Origin of the sequence: Streptomyces sp. NPDC096310 (genome assembly GCF_044763125.1) — a bacterium.
In the GTDB taxonomy this organism is placed as follows: domain Bacteria; phylum Actinomycetota; class Actinomycetes; order Streptomycetales; family Streptomycetaceae; genus Streptomyces.
On sequence record NZ_JBIWFO010000020.1, the window covers coordinates 33305 to 50003 of the forward strand.

Sequence of the window (16699 nt, forward strand, 5' to 3'; positions counted from 1 at the left end):
CCCCCCCCCCCCCCCCCCCGCACCCAACCCCCCCCCGGGCCCCCCCGCCGGGGGGGGCAGCCAAAGGCCCCCCCTGTGGCGGTGCCGCACCCGGTGGGGGGGGGGGGCCTGTCGCCCCGGCCGCCCCCCGCCATTCCTGGTTCAGGAATTCTTGGGTACCGGCTGATAGGCGCCCGGAGCCATGCGGGTGGCAATGGCGATGCGGTTGTACGCGTTGATGACGGTGGCCGCCCAGATCAATGCCGCGACCTGTGCCTCGTCGAACACGGCGGCGGCCTCCGCGTAGACCGCGTCGGGCACCTGGCCGTCGTGGACCAGGGTCACGGCCTCGGTCAGCGTGAGGGCGGCGCGCTCCCGCTCGTTGAAGAACGGTGTCTCGCGCCAGGCGTTCAGCGCGTAGATACGGTGCTCGGCCTCACCGTGGGCACGGGCGTCCTTCGTATGCATGTCGAGGCAGAAGGCGCAGCCGTTGATCTGCGAGGCGCGAATCCTGACCAGTTCCAGGATTTCCGGTTCGATCTTGGCGTCGCGCGCCGCGGAAACGGCGGCGGCGTGCAGGGCGCCCATGGCACCGGAGACGTCCGGGGTCAGTTTCTTCAGCGGTACGCGGGGCGTGGATTCATGACGGGTCATAACGGAACTCTATTCTCCGGGACGGCGGCCGGGGAACGGAATCGCGAAAGAGCGGAATGGTGATTTCGGGCGGCGTGGAAGGCCCGGAGGCGGCCGGAGGGCCGCCCGGCGCCCGGATGGCTGGAAATCGCCGTCCTCGGGGCTCACCTTGGGAATCGCTTTACCTTCTGGGGTAGTTCTGGTGGCGCCCCACACCCCGCCGGTCCTCAGCGGGGATCAGTGCAGGGAACGACAGAAGCATATGAAGGAGTGGACGCCACGATGGTGTTCAAGAAACTGCTCGGAGCCGTCGGTGTCGGCGGCCCCTCGGTCGACACGGTGCTGGACAGCACGACCGCCCTCCCCGGCTCCCCCCTGACCGGCCGGGTGCTGCTGCGCGGCGGCCGCGCGGACGTGGAGATCGAGCAGATCACGCTGGATCTGGTCGCCCGTGTGGAGGCGGAGGGCGACGAGGGGGAGAGCGAGGGGACCGTCGTCTTCGACCGCACGGTGGTCGGCGGCGGCTTCCGGCTGGCCGAGGAGACCGAGCACGCCGTGCCGTTCTCCCTGACCCTCCCGTGGGAGACACCGCTGACCCAACTGCACGGCCAGCCGCTGGGCGTGGTGCTGGGCGTACGGACCGAGCTGGCGGTGGCCGGAGCACGCGACAAGGGCGATCTCGACCAGCTCGGGGTGGCGCCGCTGCCGGCCCAGGAGGCGATCCTGGAGGCGCTCGGGCAGCTCGGCTGGGGTTTCAAATCGGCCGATCTGGAGCTGGGGCACATCAACGGCACCGGCCAGCGGCTCCCCTTCTACCAGGAGCTGGAACTCACACCGCCCGCGCAGTACGCGCACGCCGTGAACGAGATCGAGGTGACGTTCCTCGCCTCGCCCGACGGGATGGAGGTCGTCATCGAGGCCGACAAGCGCGGCGGGCTCTTCTCCGGCGGCCACGACACCGTCCACCGGTTCATGGTCGCGCACCACGACGTGGCGCGGACGCAGTGGAACACCGAGGTCGACGGCTGGCTCCGGCAGGTCCTCGACGCGCACGCGTCGCGTACCGGTCCCTACGGGACGCAGGGACACGGCGGGCACGGCGAGTACGGCGGCCACGGCGGGTACGCGGACCACGGTCACGGCGAGCACCACTCCGGTGGGCGCCGCTCCGGCCCGAGCACCGGAGCCGTGGTGGCCGGGGTCGCGGCGGGTGTGGCGGTCGGCGTCGTGGGCGGCATGGTCGCCGCGGAGGTCGTCGACGAGATCGGTGACGCCTTCGAGGGCGACGACGACGGCGAGGACGAGGGCGGCGACGAGTAGCGGCGCCGGGGAAGGACGAAGGCCCCGGCTGGACGGGGGATTCCAGCCGGGGCCGTTCGGTGTGCGAGCGGAGGGCAGTCGCCTTGCGGCCTACCCGGGCTCTCGGGGGGAGGCCCGGGGACACGGTCCCTCCGTGCCCACATAAGGAGAAACGGGAAAACGGCCCTCGGGGTTCCCATTCCGTGCCACCTGTGGGTACGGGCCGGCCTCACCCCAGGACGCGACCGGCCCCGTGGCGGCGGAAGCGGACCGTGGCGCCCGGTGGCAGCTGTCCCGCCAGGGGCAGATCGTCCGGGTGGACGACTCCGATGACCGGGTAGCCGCCGGTGACCGGATGGTCGGCGAGGAAGAGGATCGGCCGCCCGTTCGGGGGGACTTGGAGGGCGCCGCGGACCATGCCCTCGGCCGGGAGTTCGCCGTCCCCGGCGCGGACCAGGGCGGGGCCTTCGAGGCGTACGCCCACCCGGTTGCTCCGACTGGTGGCCTCCCAGGAGTCCCGGTAGAGGGCCTGACGGGACGCCTCGTCGAACCAGTCGTCCCGGGGGCCGGGCACCACCCTGAGGGTGAACTCCCCGGGCGGGGCGGCGCACGGTGCCAGGTCGACTCCGGGCATGGTGCCCGTGGCCGGGCCGACGGGCAGCGTGTCGCCCGCCGTCAGCGGCGGCGGGCCGAGGCCGGAGAGCAGGTCGGCCGAGCGGGAACCGAGGACGGGCGGTACGTCGAGCCCGCCCCGTACCGCGAGATAGGTGCGCAGCCCGGAGGCGGGCGGGCCGAGTTCGAGCAGTTGGCCGTCGGTCACGGCGATCGGGGCGTTCATCCCGGCGGCCCCGCCGTCGACACGTACGGGACAGGGCGCGCCGGTGAGGGCGAGGTAGAGCACCGCCGGGGTGCCGTCTGCGCGGCGGGAGCGGATCCGGACACGCAGGCCGCCGAGGGTGGTCTCCAGCGCCGCGGTGTCCTCCGGGTTGCCGAGCAGCCGGTTGGCGAGGGTGAGGGAGACGGTGTCGGCGGCGCCCGAGGCCGTGACGCCGAGGTGGGCCCAGCCGGGCCTGCCGAGGTCCTGGACGGTGGTCAGCGGACCGGGGGCGAGGATCTCCAGGTGGCGTCCGTTCATCGGCCGACCGCCCGGAGCCGGACGGCCCTGCCGGGTACGAGGAGCGCGGGCGGGTCGCGTCGCTCGTCCCACAGGGTGAGCTCGGTGGTGCCCAGGAGGTGCCAGCCGCCGGGTGAGGGGCGCGGATAGACACCGGTGAAGCCGCCCGCGACGGCGACGGCGCCGGCGGGCACCTCGGTGCGCGGCTCGGCGCGGCGGTCCAGCGCCAGCAGCGGGTCGGTGCCGGTCAGATAGCCGAAGCCGGGCGCGAACCCGGCGAACGCCACGGTGTAGCGGGGCGCGGTGTGACGGGCGATCACGTCTTCCTCGGTGAGCCCGGTCCGTCGCGCGACCTCGGCGAGGTCGGGGCCGTCGTACCGTACGGGCACGGTCAGCTCCTCGTGGTGGGTGGCCGGTTCGGGCCGTACGGTACGGGGCGTCGTGGCGCGGCGGGTCACCTCGCGGGCGAGGGTGTCGGGTCCGGTGGCCGCCGGGTCGTAGGTGATCAGCAGGGTGCGCGCGGCGGCGACCAGCTCCCGTACGCCATGTGGTGGGTCGTCCGCCAGTTCGGCGCGCAGCGCGAGGACGGCGTCGAGTCCGTCGAGTTCGGCGAGGAGCGCCGCGCCGCCCATGGGCCGCAGGACGGGGCCGGCGGGCGCGGTCATCGCGCGGTGAAGGGCCGGGGGCCGTGGCCCGTGCGGGTGAGTTCGTCGCGGAGCAGGCGGGCGATCGCCACCGCGCCGGGGGTGTCGCCGTGGACGCACAGGGAGTCGGCGCGCACGGGGACGTCGGTGCCGTCGACGGCGGTCACGACGCCTTCGGTGACCATGCGCAGGGAGCGCGCCACGATCGCGTCCGGGTCGTGCAGTACGGCGCCGGGTTCGCGGCGGGAGACCAGGGTGCCCCGGGGGGTGTAGGCGCGGTCGGCGAACGCCTCCTGGAAGCAGGGCAGTCCGGCGTCGGCGGCGTGCCGCAGCCAGGCGCTGCCGGGCAGGCCGAGGACGGCCAGGGCGGGGTCGTAGCGGCGTACGGCCTCGGCCACTGCGGCGGCCTGTGCCTCGTGGTGGACGATCGCGTTGTAGAGCGCGCCGTGGGGTTTGACGTAGCTGACGCGGGTACCGGCGAGGCGGGCGAAGCCGTCGAGGGCGGCGATCTGGTAGACGACGTCGTTGACGAGTTCCGGCGGGTCGACGTCGATGAAGCGGCGGCCGAATCCGGGCAGATCGCGGTAGCCGACCTGGGCGCCGATCGCGACGCCGCGCCGGGCCGCCTCCTCGCACGCGCCCCGCATCACGGTCGGGTCGCCGGCGTGGAAGCCGCAGGCGACGTTGGCGCTGGTGACCAGGGTGAGGAGGGCGTCGTCGTCGCCGAGGCGCCACGCTCCGAAGCCTTCGCCGAGGTCGCTGTTGAGATCGATCGTCATGGGTCGCACCTGCCAGGTCGGGAGGGTCGTGGGGATCGGGTGACCGGCGGCGTGCGCGGCCGGTCGGGTCCGGCGGCGGGACCGGCGGGGCGGGGCGGGGCGCCCGGTGGGGCAGGTGAGCCGCGCGCGGAAGGGTTCGCCGGCGTCGGGCGTGCTGTCGGGGCCCCCGCCCGGTGCGCGGTTTCGGTGATCACGATGAGTGGGTCCCCTCTCTTTCCCGTCCGCACACGTCCCGGCCATGACCGTACGTCCGGCCGTGGCCCGCTCGGCCGCCGCCTCCCCCTGGCCGGATCGTTCCCGCCTCCCGCCTTCCCGCCCTTCCCGCCTTCCCGCCGCCCGGCGTCATCGGCCCGGCGTCGTCACCCTTTCCGCGCCGCACGCATTGACCGCTTGACGTGTCCATGCGACGCTCCGATGGGAGCGCTCCCACTCCCTGTTCGAGCCGCCTGCGAAGGGGTCCCCCACCATGCCCGTTCCGACGTATCCGCTCCGCGGTCCACGCCGTACCGTCTCCTGGATCGCCGCCGCGGCGCTCTCGGCGGCGCTGCTGGTCACCGGTCCCGCGACCACGTCCGCCGTCGGCGCGGACGCCGCCGGGGCCGCCGTACCGGCCGCGGCGGACACCCCGGTGCGTACCAACCAGCTCGGCTATCTGCCGGACGGTCCCAAGCGCGCCACCGTCGTGACCGCGTCGGCCGCACCGCTCACCTGGCAGCTCAGAAACGCGGCGGGCACGGCCGTCGCCTCCGGGACCACCACCGTGCGGGGCACCGACACCGCCTCGCGCGAGGTCACCCAGCTCGCCGACTTCTCCTCGTACACCGGTACGGGCAACGGCTTCACCCTGGTCGTCGACGGACGGAGCAGCCACCCCTTCGCCATCGACGCCGGGCTCTACAAGGCCCTGCGCTCGGACGCGATGTCGTTCTTCTACCAGCAGCGCAGCGGTATCGCCATCGAGTCCTCGCTCGCGGGCCCGGGGTACGCGCGGCCCGCCGGGCATCTCGGCGTCGCGCCGAACAAGGGCGACACGAGCGTGCCCTGTCAGGCCGGGGTCTGCGACTACAGCCGTGATGTACGGGGCGGCTGGTACGACGCGGGCGACCACGGCAAGTACGTCGTCAACGGGGGCATCTCCACCTGGCTGATGGTCAACGCGTTCGAGCGGGCCGGACGGGCCGGTACGGCGGCGGCGCTGGGCGACTCCACGCTCAGGATCCCGGAGCGCGGCAACGGCGTCCCCGACGTGCTCGACGAGGCGCGCTGGGAGTTGGACTTCCTGATGCGGATGCAGGTGCCCGCGGGCAAGCCGCTCGCCGGTACGGCGTTCCACAAGATCCATGACGCGGCCTGGACGGCGCTGCCCACCCGGCCCGAGCAGGACGACCAGCAGCGCGAACTGCACCGCCCCTCGACCGCCGCGACCCTCAACCTCGCGGCCACCGCCGCCCAGTGCGCCCGGGTCTACGCCCCGTACGACGCGGCGTTCGCGGCCCGCTGCCTGGACTCGGCCCGGCGCGCCTGGACGGCGGCCCGCGCCAACCCCGCGATGATCGCGCCGGATTCGGACGGGACGGGCGGCGGCGCCTACGGTGACGCGACGGTGAGCGACGAGTTCTACTGGGCCGGCGCCGAGTTGTACGCGACGACCGGGGAGGCCGCGTACCGGGACGCCGTCACCGGCTCGTCCTGGCACACCTCGGCGAACGCCTTCCCCGGGGCGGGGTTCGGCTGGGCGGACACGGCGGCGCTCGGCCGGCTCACCCTGGCCACCGTTCCCACCGGCCTGTCCGCGTCGGACACCGCCCGGATCCGCGCCTCGGTGACCACGGCCGCCGACGGCTATCTGTCCCTCATGGCGGGCCAGGGGTACGCGGTGCCGATCCCCGCGACCGCGTACGTGTGGGGCTCCAACAGCCTGGTGGCCAACAACGCGGTGGTGATGGCCGTCGCCCACGATCTGACGGGGCAGCAGCGCTACCGCGCCGGGGCGGTCGAGACGCTGGACTACCTGCTCGGCCGCAACACCCTGGACCTGTCGTACATCACGGGGTACGGGGCGCGCTCGTCCCAGAACCAGCACCACCGGTTCTGGGCGCACCAGGCGGACGCCTCGCTCCCCCGGCCGCCGGCGGGTTCGCTCGCGGGCGGCCCCAACGCGGGGCTCCAGGATCCGGTGGCGGAGGAGAAGCTCGCCGGGTGCGCGCCCGCGGCCTGCTACATCGACGACATCGGCTCGTACTCCACCAACGAGGTGGCGGTCAACTGGAACGCCCCGCTGGTCTGGCTCGCGGCCTACGCCGCCGAGCCGTCCGCCGCAGGCGGCGGTGATCCGCAGCCGGGCGCCGGGTGCGCGGTGACCTACCGGGTCGACTCCACCTGGTCCAGCGGGTTCACCGCGACGGTGACGGTGAGGAACACGTCCCCGGCCGCCGTCGACGGCTGGACGCTGGGGTGGACGTACGCGGGCGGCCAGCGGGTGACCAGCGCCTGGAGCGCCACCGTCGGCCAGAGCGGCGCCACCGTCACGGCGAAGGACGCGGGCTGGAACCGGGCGATCGCGCCGGGCGGGACGGTGAGTTTCGGCTTCCAGGCCACCGTCACCGGACCGAATCCGGCGCCCACCGCGTTCACCCTCGACGCGAGCGCGTGCGGCTGAGAGCAGCGGAGGCGGCGCCCCCGGCCCGGGTTCCGGTGGCCGGGGGCGGCGCCCCTCGCGGTGCGTCAGGGGTCAGGCGTGGAAGGAGTGCTCCGTCGTCGACCGGTAGGTCGCGCCCGGGCGCAGCACGGTGGAGGGGAACGAGGGCCGGTTCGGGGAGTCCGGGAAGTGCTGGGTCTCCAGGCACAGGCCGTCGCCCTGGCGGTAGATCCGGCCGGAGGTGCCGACCAGGGTGCCGACGACGAAGTTGCCCGAGTAGAACTGCACGCCCGGCTCGGTCGTCGCGATCCGTACGGTGCGTCCGGACTCCGGGTCACGGAGCGTGGCGGCGAGCCGGGGCGCGGTGGTGAGGCCCTTGTCGAGCACCCAGTTGTGGTCGAAGCCCTGGCCGCGCAGGAGCTGGGGGTGGCCCACGCGGATGTCCCGGCCGACGGGCTTGGGCGTCCGGAAGTCGAAGGGGGTTCCCGCGACCCTCGCCAGTTCCCCGGTCGGGATCAGGGTGGGGTCGACGGGGGTGTAGCGGGAGGCTTCGAGGGTCAGTTCATGGCCGTAGATGTCGCCGCTGCCCTCCCCGGCGAGGTTGAAGTAGGTGTGGTTGGTGAGGTTGACGACAGTGGCCCGGTCCGTGGTGGCGGCGTAGTCGATGCGCCAGGTGCCGCGCGGTGTGAGGGTGTACGTCACCTTCACCTTGAGGGTGCCGGGGTACCCCATCTCGCCGTCGCCGCTGACGTACCGCAGGACGATGCCCACCCCGGTGGCGTCCGTGAAGGGTTCGACGTCCCAGACCCTCTTGTCGAAGCCCTTCGTGCCGCCGTGCAGGGTGTTCACCCCGTCGTTCAGGGGGAGTTGATGGGTCCGGCCGTCGAGGGTGAAGCGGCCCCCGGCGATCCGGTTGCCGTAGCGGCCGATGAGGGCGCCGAAGTAGGTGGTGGCCCCCAGGTAGTCGTCCAGGTTGTCGAAGCCCAGGGACACGTTGGTGTACCGGCCGCGGCGGTCGGGGATCTCCAGCGACTGGACGATGCCGCCGTAGCTGAGCACCTTGAGCCGGGTGGAGCCGTTCTCCAGGGTCCAGCGGTGCACCTTGGTGCCGTCGGCGAGCCGGCCGAACGGCTCGCGGGTGGGGGCCCTGCCACCGGCGGAGGCCCGGGCCTGGCCGGTCATGGCGGCGGTGAGGCCGACCGCGGCGGCGCCCGCCAGCACGGTGCGTCTGGTCGCCGGTCCTGGGCCCGTTCCCGCGCCGTCCGTCGTGGCTTGCGTTTCCGTGTGCAGCGGCTCAGTGGTCATGTGTGCGGCTCCTGGTGGAGGGGAGGGGTGAGGTGGTGGGGTGCGTACGGCGGGGTGCCGGACGGCCCGGCACTCCGGTGGGTGTCATCGCAGCCCGAGCCGTACGAAGGTGATCGAGTTCGGCGGGAAGGTGTGGGTGAAGTGCGCGCCGACGCCCGTCAGGGTCGAGGTGCGCGGGGCGATCGGCCGGTCGTCGGCGGTGTTGACGGCGTCCGGGTCCCCGCTGAGGGTGGTGAGCCGCGCGGTGGGGGCGACGCGGGTGCCCCGGCCGAGGTCGATCGTGGTGCGGGCCGCGGCGTCCTGGGCGTTGACGACCTTGACGACAAGGTCCTTCCCGTCGCGCGTGACGACCTGCCGGAAGGGTTCGGCCACCTTGTCGTCGGTGAAGCTGCCCCACTCCTGGCCGTCGAGGAAGAGGGTGACCTGGCGGCCGCGGACCGAGACGCGCAGGTCGTACGCGCGGCCGGTCTCGATCGTGGTGCCGTTCTCGGTCATCGACTGCTTGGCGCCGCCGACCGCCTTCTCCACCGCGGAGCGGGTGTTGTTCCAGCCGCCGAGGTTCCACCAGTAGTAGTTCCCGGTGTCCTTGATCCCGAAGGCGACCAGGAAGCCCTCCTTGCCGGAGTGCTTGGTGGCCTTCACGTTCAGGTCGTAGTTCCGCCAGGCCGGGTCGCCCGCGGTGACCAGGGTGTTCTCGGCCGCCGCGTCGGACTGGACGTACCGGCCGTCCTCGACGGCCCAGGCGCCGGTGCCCGCCGCCTTCGTCCACCGGCCGTCACCGCCGGAGAAGTCCTCGTCGAACAGGGTGGCGCCGTCCTCGCCGGTGACCCGTACGTCGTCGTAGGCGGCGCTGGTCGCCCAGGTGGACAGGCCGATCGCGCCCTCGATCGGTCCGGACATGGCCGGGGTGGCGCTGGCCGTGCTGGGGACGACACGGTCGCCGACGTTGGTCATGAAGAGCTTCTGTGTCTCGTAGCTCGTCGAGCCCCATGACCGGGTGTTGTCGAACCAGATCATGTCGGGCCGCCACTGCACGGCGTCGGTGTGGGCCAGCAGCGGGGCGTAGGAGGCGAGTTCGACGACATCTGCGTTGCGTTCGAGGCCGGTCATGAAGGCGGCTTCGGCGAGCGCGTTGCGGAAGCGGTTGTCCTGGGAGGCGTATTCGCCGAGGAACACCTTGGGCCCCGAACGGTCGTAGCCGTCGTAGCGGTCGTTGTTCTCCAGGAACCACTGGGGGCTGTTGTAGTAGTGCTCGTCGACCATGTCGACCTTGGCGTCCCGGTTGAGCTGCCAGGCCCGCTCGAAGGTGGAACCGCTGTCGTCGGGGCCGGAGTTGGAGATCACGGTGATGTCCGGGTACCGGGCCTCGATAGCGTCGCGGAACTCGGTGAAGCGCTCGAAGAACGCGTCGGGCAGGTTCTCCTCGTTGCCCACCTCGATGTGGGTGAGGCCGAAGGGCTTCGGATGGCCCATGGCCGCCCGCTTCTTGCCCCAGACCGAGGTGGCGGGGCCGTTGGCGAACTCGATCAGGTCCAGGGTGTCCTGGATGTGGCGCCGCAGCAGGGCCGGGTTGTCGGTGGCCTGGTTCTGGCCGCAGCCGGTGACGAGCGCGGGCACCACCGGCAGGGCCATCGCGCCGATGTCCTCGGCGTACTGGAAGTACTCGTAGTAGCCGAGGCCGTAACTCTGGTTGTAGCCCCAGAAGTTGGCGTTGGTGGCGCGCTGCTCGACCGGGCCGATGGTGTCCTTCCACTGGTAGGACCGCTTGCGCTGGAAGCCCGAGGCCGCGTCGTACCCCTCGTGGCTGCCGGTGTTGACGAGGCAGCCGCCGGGGAAGCGGAGGAACCCCGGCTTCAGTGCGGCGATCTTCTCGGCGAGGTCCTTGCGCAGCCCGCCGGGGCGGCCCTTGTAGGTGTCCCGGGGGAAGAGCGAGATCATGTCGAGCCGTACGGTGCCGGCGCCGCCCGCGGTGACGGCGAGGCGCCCCTCGGTGCTCGTGGCGGTGGCGGTGAGGCTGCCGGTGTACTTGGCCCAGGTGTCGCCGCGCGCGGTGACCCGCAGCGGGCGCGCGAGCGCGGTGCCGTCGGCGTCGCGCAGGGCGAGTGTCAGGGGGGTGCCGGCCGGCTGGTCGGTGCGCGCCCACACCGAGACGTCGTACCGCTTGCCCCGGGCGACCGCGATTCCGGTGCTGTAGCCGGAGTTGACGACGCCGACGCCCTCGGCGGACCCGTCGGGGGCAAGCCGCAGATAGGTCCGGTTCCGCTCGTTCAGGCGGTTCCCGTCGTCGACGGCCGTCACCGCGCCGGTGCCGGTGGGGGTCCACGCGGTCATCGGCGTGTAGGAGGCGTTGTCGGCGCGGCTGTACTCGAAGGACCGGTTCTGGACCAGCTCGGCGTACAGGCCGCCGTCCGCGGCGCGGTTGATGTCCTCGTAGAAGACGCCGTACATGGTGTCGTCGATCCTGGGTCCCGTACCGCGGGTGTCCACGTCCAGCGTGTAGTCGGTGGTGTCCTGGGCGTCGGTGGTGTCCCGCGCGGCGTTCACGGCGGTGTCCCGCGCCGTGTTCTGCACGGCGCTCGCCGGCGCCTGGAGCGCGCTGGCCGTCACCAGGAGCGCCACAGCCGTGAGAGCCGGCCTCCAGCGTGTGCGTGGCATGAGTTTCTGCGGCTCCTCGTTCGATATATCGGACGATGGTCAGAACTTCGAACGGCAAGATATGGAGGAGCCGACAGAGGCGTCAATGGTTCGCGCAGAGCCGGATGAATCAGGGGTGGTGGGTACGGACATGGCGATGCCCGGACCGGTGTGGTCCGGGCATCGCCGGGTATCGACTCGGGGGCGCTCCAGGAGGGTGGGGCGCGATCCGAGGAGAAGGCGCGGGGTTCAGACGGCGAGGAGGTCGTGGGTGTGGACCGGGAGCCCGGTGGCGAGGGACTGGTTGGCGGCCAGTCCGGTGACCAGCGACCGGGCGCCGTCGGCGGCGTCGGCCGCGCGGCCCAGGGTGTCGTCCACGGCGCCGGGCGCGCCGAAGAGGTCGGCGAGCATCCGTACGTCGCCTCCTCCGTGTCCGCCTTCCCCGGTCGCCACCTTCACCTCGCGCGGCTCCGCCCAGAACGGCCGCAGCAGCAGCTCCGTACGCCCGGCGGTGTCCCCGACGGCCGCGCCGTGCATCACCGCGCCGCCGCCCGCCGCGCGCGCGGCGGGCCTGGCCCAGGTGGACTCCTCGACCAGCAGCTCCAGCCGGCCGCGGCTCCCGTTGAACGCGATCCGGTACCCCTCCCAGGGGGCGTACGCCGTCAGGTGGTAGGTCAGTGTCGCCCCCGACGCGTAGCGCACCAGCACCGCCATGTCGTCCTCGATGGTGACCCCGGGGCCGAACACGTTCTGGTCACGGTGGTAGCCGTCCTCGCCCTCCGCGTCCAGATACAGGGCCTTGAGCACGTCCGAGTCCGCCAGGCGTACGGCGAAGGGGTCCTCCTCGGCGGCCGGGGAGCCGTGTGCGCGGGCGTAGTCCCGGGCCAGGCCGCGGCGCTGCCCGTTCGCGTCACCGTAGAAGAACAGCCCGCCCTGTGCGAAGACCGTGCGCGGGGTGCTGTCCAGCCACCAGTTGACCAGGTCGAAGTGGTGGGTCGCCTTGTGCACCAGCAGGCCGCCGGAGTTCGCCTTCTCGCGGTGCCAGCGCCGGAAGTAGTCCGCGCCGTGTCGCAGGTCCAGCAGCCACTCGAAGTGCACGGACCCCACATCGCCGATCGCGCCGGAGGCGAGGGTCTCGCGTACCGCCGTGTGCACCGGGTTGTAGCGGTAGTTGAACGCCACCCTCACCTCGCGTCCCGTCCTCCGCCGCGCGTCGAGGATCCGGCGGGCCCGGTCCGCGTCCGTCGTCATCGGCTTCTCGGTCACCACGTCGCACCCGGCTTCCAGGGCCTCGACGATGTAGCGGTCGTGTGTACGGTCCACGCCGCACACCACCACCAGGTCCACCCGTTCGCGGCGCAGCATCTGCCCGAACCCGTCCTCGCCGTAGGCGGGTACGGGCGGCAGACCGGGGCGCGCGGCGGCCAGCCACTCGTTGTGGACGGCCATCCGGTGCGCGTTGACGTCGCAGAAACCCACCAGTTCCATCCGGTCGGCGTACGGGCCCACCAGGGCCTCGGTGAACAACCGCGCCCGGGCGCCCAGTCCCACCACGGCACAGCGACGACGACGCACGGTGGGGTCCTGCATGGGGATCTCCGCTCGCTCGGGTCAGGTATCCGGGAAGTCAGCGGCAACGATTGCATGCCGGTCCGTCACCGAACAAGAGCACCGCCCGGCTCCGCGTTCGCGGCTGATTCCGGCAATTTCATTGACTCGATCGTTCTTGCGGGCGTAACTTCCGGGCCAGTTGGAAACTGACTGGCAACGTTTGCAGACCATCGCCCCCGTCGATCGAAGGGCTCGGAAGTGCGCAGGTCAGCCCCGGCCGACGACAGCCGTCGAGCCCCGTACCACGAGATGGGTCGGCAGGACGCGCTGCAGGGGTTCGGCCCCTTCGACCGCCGGGGTGCCCAGGATCCGGAAGAGCAGATCGACGGCGGCCCGCGACCCGTGGGACTTGGGGACGGAGACGGTGGTCAGCGGCGGAGCGGCCATCCCGGACAGGGCGATGTCGTCGCAGCCGACCACGCTCATCTCCTCCGGCACCCGTACGCCGCGCGCGGTGAAGCGGCTGATCAGTCCGAACGCGACGATGTCGTTGAAGGCCACCACCGCGCTCGCGCCGCTGGCCAGCACCACGTCGGCCGCGCCGGTGATGCCTCCGTCGAAGTGCGGGGCGACGCTCCCGACGTGGACGATCTCCACCTTCCCGGTCTCGGCCATCGCCTCGATGCCGGCCGCGCGTTCCCGCGCCGCCCAGGTGGAGCGCGGCCCGCCCACGTACGCGATCCTGCGGTGTCCGAGCGCGTGCAGGTGGGTGAGCGCGTCGCCCATGCCCTCGACCAGATCGGCCGTGACGCTCGCGAAGCCCGGCTCCTTGCGGTGCAGCAGCACGATCGGCTTGGCGGTCAGCCCGGGCAGCGACGCCAGTTCCTCGCCGCTGAGGTGCGGGGAGCACAGCACGATGCCGTCGACCTCCGGGGCCAGGGTGCGGATCGCGTCCAGCTCCAGGCCCTCGTCGCGCTCCGCGTCGCTGACGAACACGGCGTGGCCCAGTCCGCGCGCCCGTGCCTGCACTCCTTTGCAGATGTCCGCGAAGAACGGGTTCAGCAGATCCGGCACGATCAGCCCGAGGTGCCCCGTACGCCCGGTGATCAGACCGCGCGCCGAAGGGTTGGGCTGATAGCCGAGCCGCTGCGCCGCGGCCCGTACCCGCTCACGGGTCGCCTCGCTCACCGTTCCGTCCGGTGCCAGAGCCCGGGACACCGTGGACGGGGAGACCCCGGCCACCTTCGCAACCTCTCGAATCGTCACCTGCACGCCCTGAGGTTGGCACCCCGCACCACAGGCGTCAATCAAGATCGGTTTCCATCCGAGGAGCACGCATGTCCCAGCAGTCCGCCCGCCTGCGCGCAGCCGTCGTCGGCACGGGCGCGATCGTCACCGGAAGCCATCTCTCCGCTCTGCGGGCCCACGCCGACCGGGTGGAGCTGGTCGCCGCGGTCGACGTGGACCGGGAGCGGCTCGACGCGTTCCGCGCGACGGCCGCCGGCGAGGGCATGACGGTCGAGGGGTTCGGCTCGCTCGACGCGATGCTCGGCGCGGTCCGTCCCGACCTGGTCCTCATCGGCACCCCGCCGTCGCTGCACCGCGCGCAGACGGTGGCCGCGCTGGAGGCGGGCGCCTGGGTGCTGTGCGAGAAGCCGCTGACCCTGACGCTGGCGGAGTACGACGCGATCGCCGCGGCCGAGGCCGCGTCCGGCGCGTACGCCTCGGTGGTCTTCCAGCACCGGTACGGCTCCGGGGCGGCGCACGCCCGGGAGCTGATCGCGGGCGGTGAGCTGGGCGCCCCGCTGGTCGCGCACTGCCAGACCACCTGGCACCGCGACAGCGCGTACTACGCGGTGCCGTGGCGCGGCCGGTGGTCCAGCGAGGGCGGCGGGCCCACCATGGGGCACGGCATCCACCAGTACGACCTGCTGCTGCATCTGCTGGGCGACTGGACCGAGATACGCGCCATGGCGTCCCGGCTGGTCCACGAAACGGAGAGCGAGGATGTCTCGACGGCGCTGGTGCGGTTCGAGAACGGCGCCCTCGCCACCGTCGTCAACAGCGTCCTCTCGCCGGACGAGGTGAGCCGGATCCGGATCGACTGCGCCGACGCGACGGTCGAACTGACGCATCTTTACGGCCATACCAACGCCGACTGGGTCTACACCCCGGCCCCGCACGTCGGGGCGGAGCGCGCCGACGCCTGGCGCTCCCCGGCGGCCGATGTGCCCAGCTCGCACGCCGCGCAGCTCGGCGCCGTACTCGACGCGATGGACGCCGGTCTCCGGCCGCCGGGCAGCGGAGCCGACGCGCGGCGCACCGTCGAATTCGCCGCGGCCCTCTACAAGGCGGCGTTCAGCGGGCAGCCTGTGCGCGCGGGCGCTATCACCCCCACCGACCCCTACTACACGGCCATGCACGGCGACCACCCCGACTGGAGCCCCCAGCGATGACGATTCAGGTCACCCACACCCACGGCGAGCGGATCTCGGTCCGCCACGGCGGCGTCGAGCTGCTGTCGTACGTCTACCGGCCGGATCCGGACCCCTTCGAGGCGCGCAAACCCTACATCCATCCCCTGCGCACCCTGGCGGGGCGGCAGGTCACCGGCTACCGCCCCAACGACCACCGGTGGCACAAGGGGCTCCAGATGACGGCCAGTCATCTGTCCGGGCAGAACTTCTGGGGCGGCAACTCCTACGTCCACGGCGAGGGGTATCTGCCGATCCGCGAGCGCGTCGGTTCGATGCGCCACGACGGTTTCCCCGTGTTCGCGGTGGAGGAGGACCGCCTTCAGCTCGCCGAGGAGCTGACCTGGGTGGAGAACGGCGGCGCCGAGTGGGCCCGCGAGGAGCGCGGTATCACCGTCCACTCGGTGGACGAGGAGGCCGGGGCGTGGGCGCTGGACTGGACGATCCGGCTGACCAACGTACGCGCCGAGCCGCTGCTGTTCGGCTCGCCGACCACGGCGGGCCGCGAGATGGCCGGGTACACCGGGCTCCAGTGGCGCGGCCCCCGCGACTTCACCGGCGGCGCCGTCCTCGGCCCGCTCGGCGCGGATGAGCCCGAACCGAAGAGCCTGATGGGGACGCGGGGCCCCTGGCTGGCGTTCACCGGTGAACACGACGACGTGGACGGGCACTCCACGCTGGTCTTCGCGCACGCGCCGGAGAACGAGGACGCGATCCACGCCTCGCACTGGTTCGTACGCTCCGAGCCGATCCCGACCGTGGCGTTCTCCTGGGCGTTCTTCGAGGAGTTCGCGCTCCCGCCCGGCGAGTCCTTCGCGTACCGCTACCGGGTGGTCGTCGCCGACGGCGCCTGGGACCGCGAACAGGTCGGCGCACATCTGAAGGGCCTGTCATGGTGAGCCTGCCGCACCCGCTGCCGGGCGCCGTCGGACTGTCGCACCTGAGCGCCTACGACTGGGAGGCGGCCGACGGGGTGTGCGGCGGCAGCCCCCATCTGCATCTGGTGTGCACGGAGGCGTACGTCGTGACGGGCGGCCGGGGGGCGGTGCAGACGCTGACGCCCGAGGGCTACCGCGAGACGCCGCTGGAGGCCGGCCGCGTGGCGTGGTTCACCCCGGGCACCGTGCACCGCATGGTGCAGGGCGGCGGGCTGCGCATCACGGTCCTGATGCAGAACAGCGGGCTGCCGGAGGCCGGTGACGCGGTCTTCACCTTCCCGCCCGACTACCTCGCCGACCCCGAGCGGTACACCGCCGCGGCGACGCTGCCCGCCAGGTCGGGACCCGAGGCGGAGGCCGCGGCGCGGCGGCGCAGGGATCTCGCGGTGAGCGGCTATCTGGTGCTGCGGGAGGCGCTGGAGGCGGGTGACAACGGCCCGTACCGGGAGTTCCAGCGGGCCGCGGCCCGGCTGGTGCGCCCCAAGGTGGCGGCGTGGCGGGAGCTGTGGCGGGCCGGGGCGCTGGCGACGGCGGAGCGCACGGGCGCGCAGCTCGACGCGCTGGAGTCCGGCGCGCCGGAGTATCTGGCCGGCTCCGGGGCGTTCGACAGCGGTCCCAGCCGGGAGGGCGGGTACGGCATGTGCGGGCGGCGCGTCGAGTACGAGCTGCCCGGTACGACGCTCCCCCACCGGGACGAGTGAGTCCGTACGT

Annotated in this window: 13 protein-coding genes; 5 read left to right on the top strand and 8 right to left on the bottom strand. The window is 72.7% G+C overall.

The features are described from left to right. Window positions 1-141 precede the first annotated feature (141 nt). Window positions 142-633, bottom strand: coding sequence for a carboxymuconolactone decarboxylase family protein (locus tag ACIQ7D_RS28650; protein ID WP_403942315.1), 492 nt, complete (start codon window positions 631-633; stop codon window positions 142-144). 261 nt (window positions 634-894) lie between these two features. On the opposite strand from ACIQ7D_RS28650, the gene ACIQ7D_RS28655 reads away from it, so the two are divergent. Next, window positions 895-1932, top strand: coding sequence for a sporulation protein (locus tag ACIQ7D_RS28655; protein WP_403942317.1), 1038 nt, complete (start codon window positions 895-897; stop codon window positions 1930-1932). Between the two features lie 208 nt (window positions 1933-2140). Here ACIQ7D_RS28655 and ACIQ7D_RS28660 read toward each other — a convergent pair whose 3' ends face one another. From ACIQ7D_RS28660 to ACIQ7D_RS28670, 3 genes are read right to left on the bottom strand one after another with little or no spacing between them, the layout of a single operon-like run. After that, window positions 2141-3046 (bottom strand): biotin-dependent carboxyltransferase family protein, encoded by a 906-nt coding sequence (locus tag ACIQ7D_RS28660; protein WP_403942319.1) that lies wholly within the window; start codon window positions 3044-3046, stop codon window positions 2141-2143. Next, window positions 3043-3690, bottom strand: coding sequence for an allophanate hydrolase subunit 1 (locus tag ACIQ7D_RS28665; RefSeq protein WP_403942322.1), 648 nt, complete (start codon window positions 3688-3690; stop codon window positions 3043-3045). The genes ACIQ7D_RS28660 and ACIQ7D_RS28665 overlap by 4 nt, the downstream gene beginning before the upstream one ends. Next, window positions 3687-4448: a LamB/YcsF family protein gene (locus tag ACIQ7D_RS28670; RefSeq protein ID WP_403942324.1), complete on the bottom strand. Its 762-nt coding sequence runs from the start codon at window positions 4446-4448 to the stop codon at window positions 3687-3689. The genes ACIQ7D_RS28665 and ACIQ7D_RS28670 overlap by 4 nt, the downstream gene beginning before the upstream one ends. 466 nt (window positions 4449-4914) lie before the next feature. Here ACIQ7D_RS28670 and ACIQ7D_RS28675 point away from each other — a divergent pair, with 466 nt between their 5' ends. Further along, window positions 4915-7107, top strand: coding sequence for a glycoside hydrolase family 9 protein (locus ACIQ7D_RS28675; RefSeq protein ID WP_403942327.1), 2193 nt, complete (start codon window positions 4915-4917; stop codon window positions 7105-7107). Window positions 7108-7179: 72 nt separating this feature from the next. Here the strand turns inward: ACIQ7D_RS28675 and ACIQ7D_RS28680 are convergent, their stop codons facing one another. From ACIQ7D_RS28680 to ACIQ7D_RS28695, 4 genes are all read right to left on the bottom strand, one after another. Next, complete coding sequence (locus tag ACIQ7D_RS28680) at window positions 7180-8268, bottom strand: aldose epimerase family protein (RefSeq protein ID WP_403942511.1); 1089 nt, start codon at window positions 8266-8268, stop codon at window positions 7180-7182. Window positions 8269-8475: 207 nt separating this feature from the next. Further along, window positions 8476-11046, bottom strand: coding sequence for an alpha-L-arabinofuranosidase C-terminal domain-containing protein (locus ACIQ7D_RS28685; RefSeq protein WP_403942329.1), 2571 nt, complete (start codon window positions 11044-11046; stop codon window positions 8476-8478). Window positions 11047-11274: 228 nt separating this feature from the next. Continuing rightward, window positions 11275-12615, bottom strand: a complete 1341-nt coding sequence (locus tag ACIQ7D_RS28690; RefSeq protein WP_403942331.1) for a Gfo/Idh/MocA family protein — start codon at window positions 12613-12615, stop codon at window positions 11275-11277. A gap of 228 nt (window positions 12616-12843) precedes the next feature. Next, a complete protein-coding gene (locus tag ACIQ7D_RS28695) occupies window positions 12844-13842 on the bottom strand; it encodes a LacI family DNA-binding transcriptional regulator (RefSeq protein WP_403942333.1) in 999 nt (332 codons plus the stop codon). Window positions 13843-13913: 71 nt separating this feature from the next. Between ACIQ7D_RS28695 and ACIQ7D_RS28700 the strand changes: the two genes are divergently transcribed. From ACIQ7D_RS28700 to ACIQ7D_RS28710, 3 genes are read left to right on the top strand one after another with little or no spacing between them, the layout of a single operon-like run. Then, window positions 13914-15032: a Gfo/Idh/MocA family protein gene (locus ACIQ7D_RS28700; RefSeq protein ID WP_403942335.1), complete on the top strand. Its 1119-nt coding sequence runs from the start codon at window positions 13914-13916 to the stop codon at window positions 15030-15032. Next, window positions 15029-15949, top strand: a complete 921-nt coding sequence (locus tag ACIQ7D_RS28705) for a PmoA family protein (RefSeq protein WP_403942338.1) — start codon at window positions 15029-15031, stop codon at window positions 15947-15949. Before ACIQ7D_RS28700 ends, ACIQ7D_RS28705 begins: the two co-directional genes overlap by 4 nt. After that, window positions 15943-16689, top strand: coding sequence for a cupin (locus tag ACIQ7D_RS28710; RefSeq protein ID WP_403942340.1), 747 nt, complete (start codon window positions 15943-15945; stop codon window positions 16687-16689). The genes ACIQ7D_RS28705 and ACIQ7D_RS28710 overlap by 7 nt, the downstream gene beginning before the upstream one ends. Window positions 16690-16699: the final 10 nt, after the last annotated feature.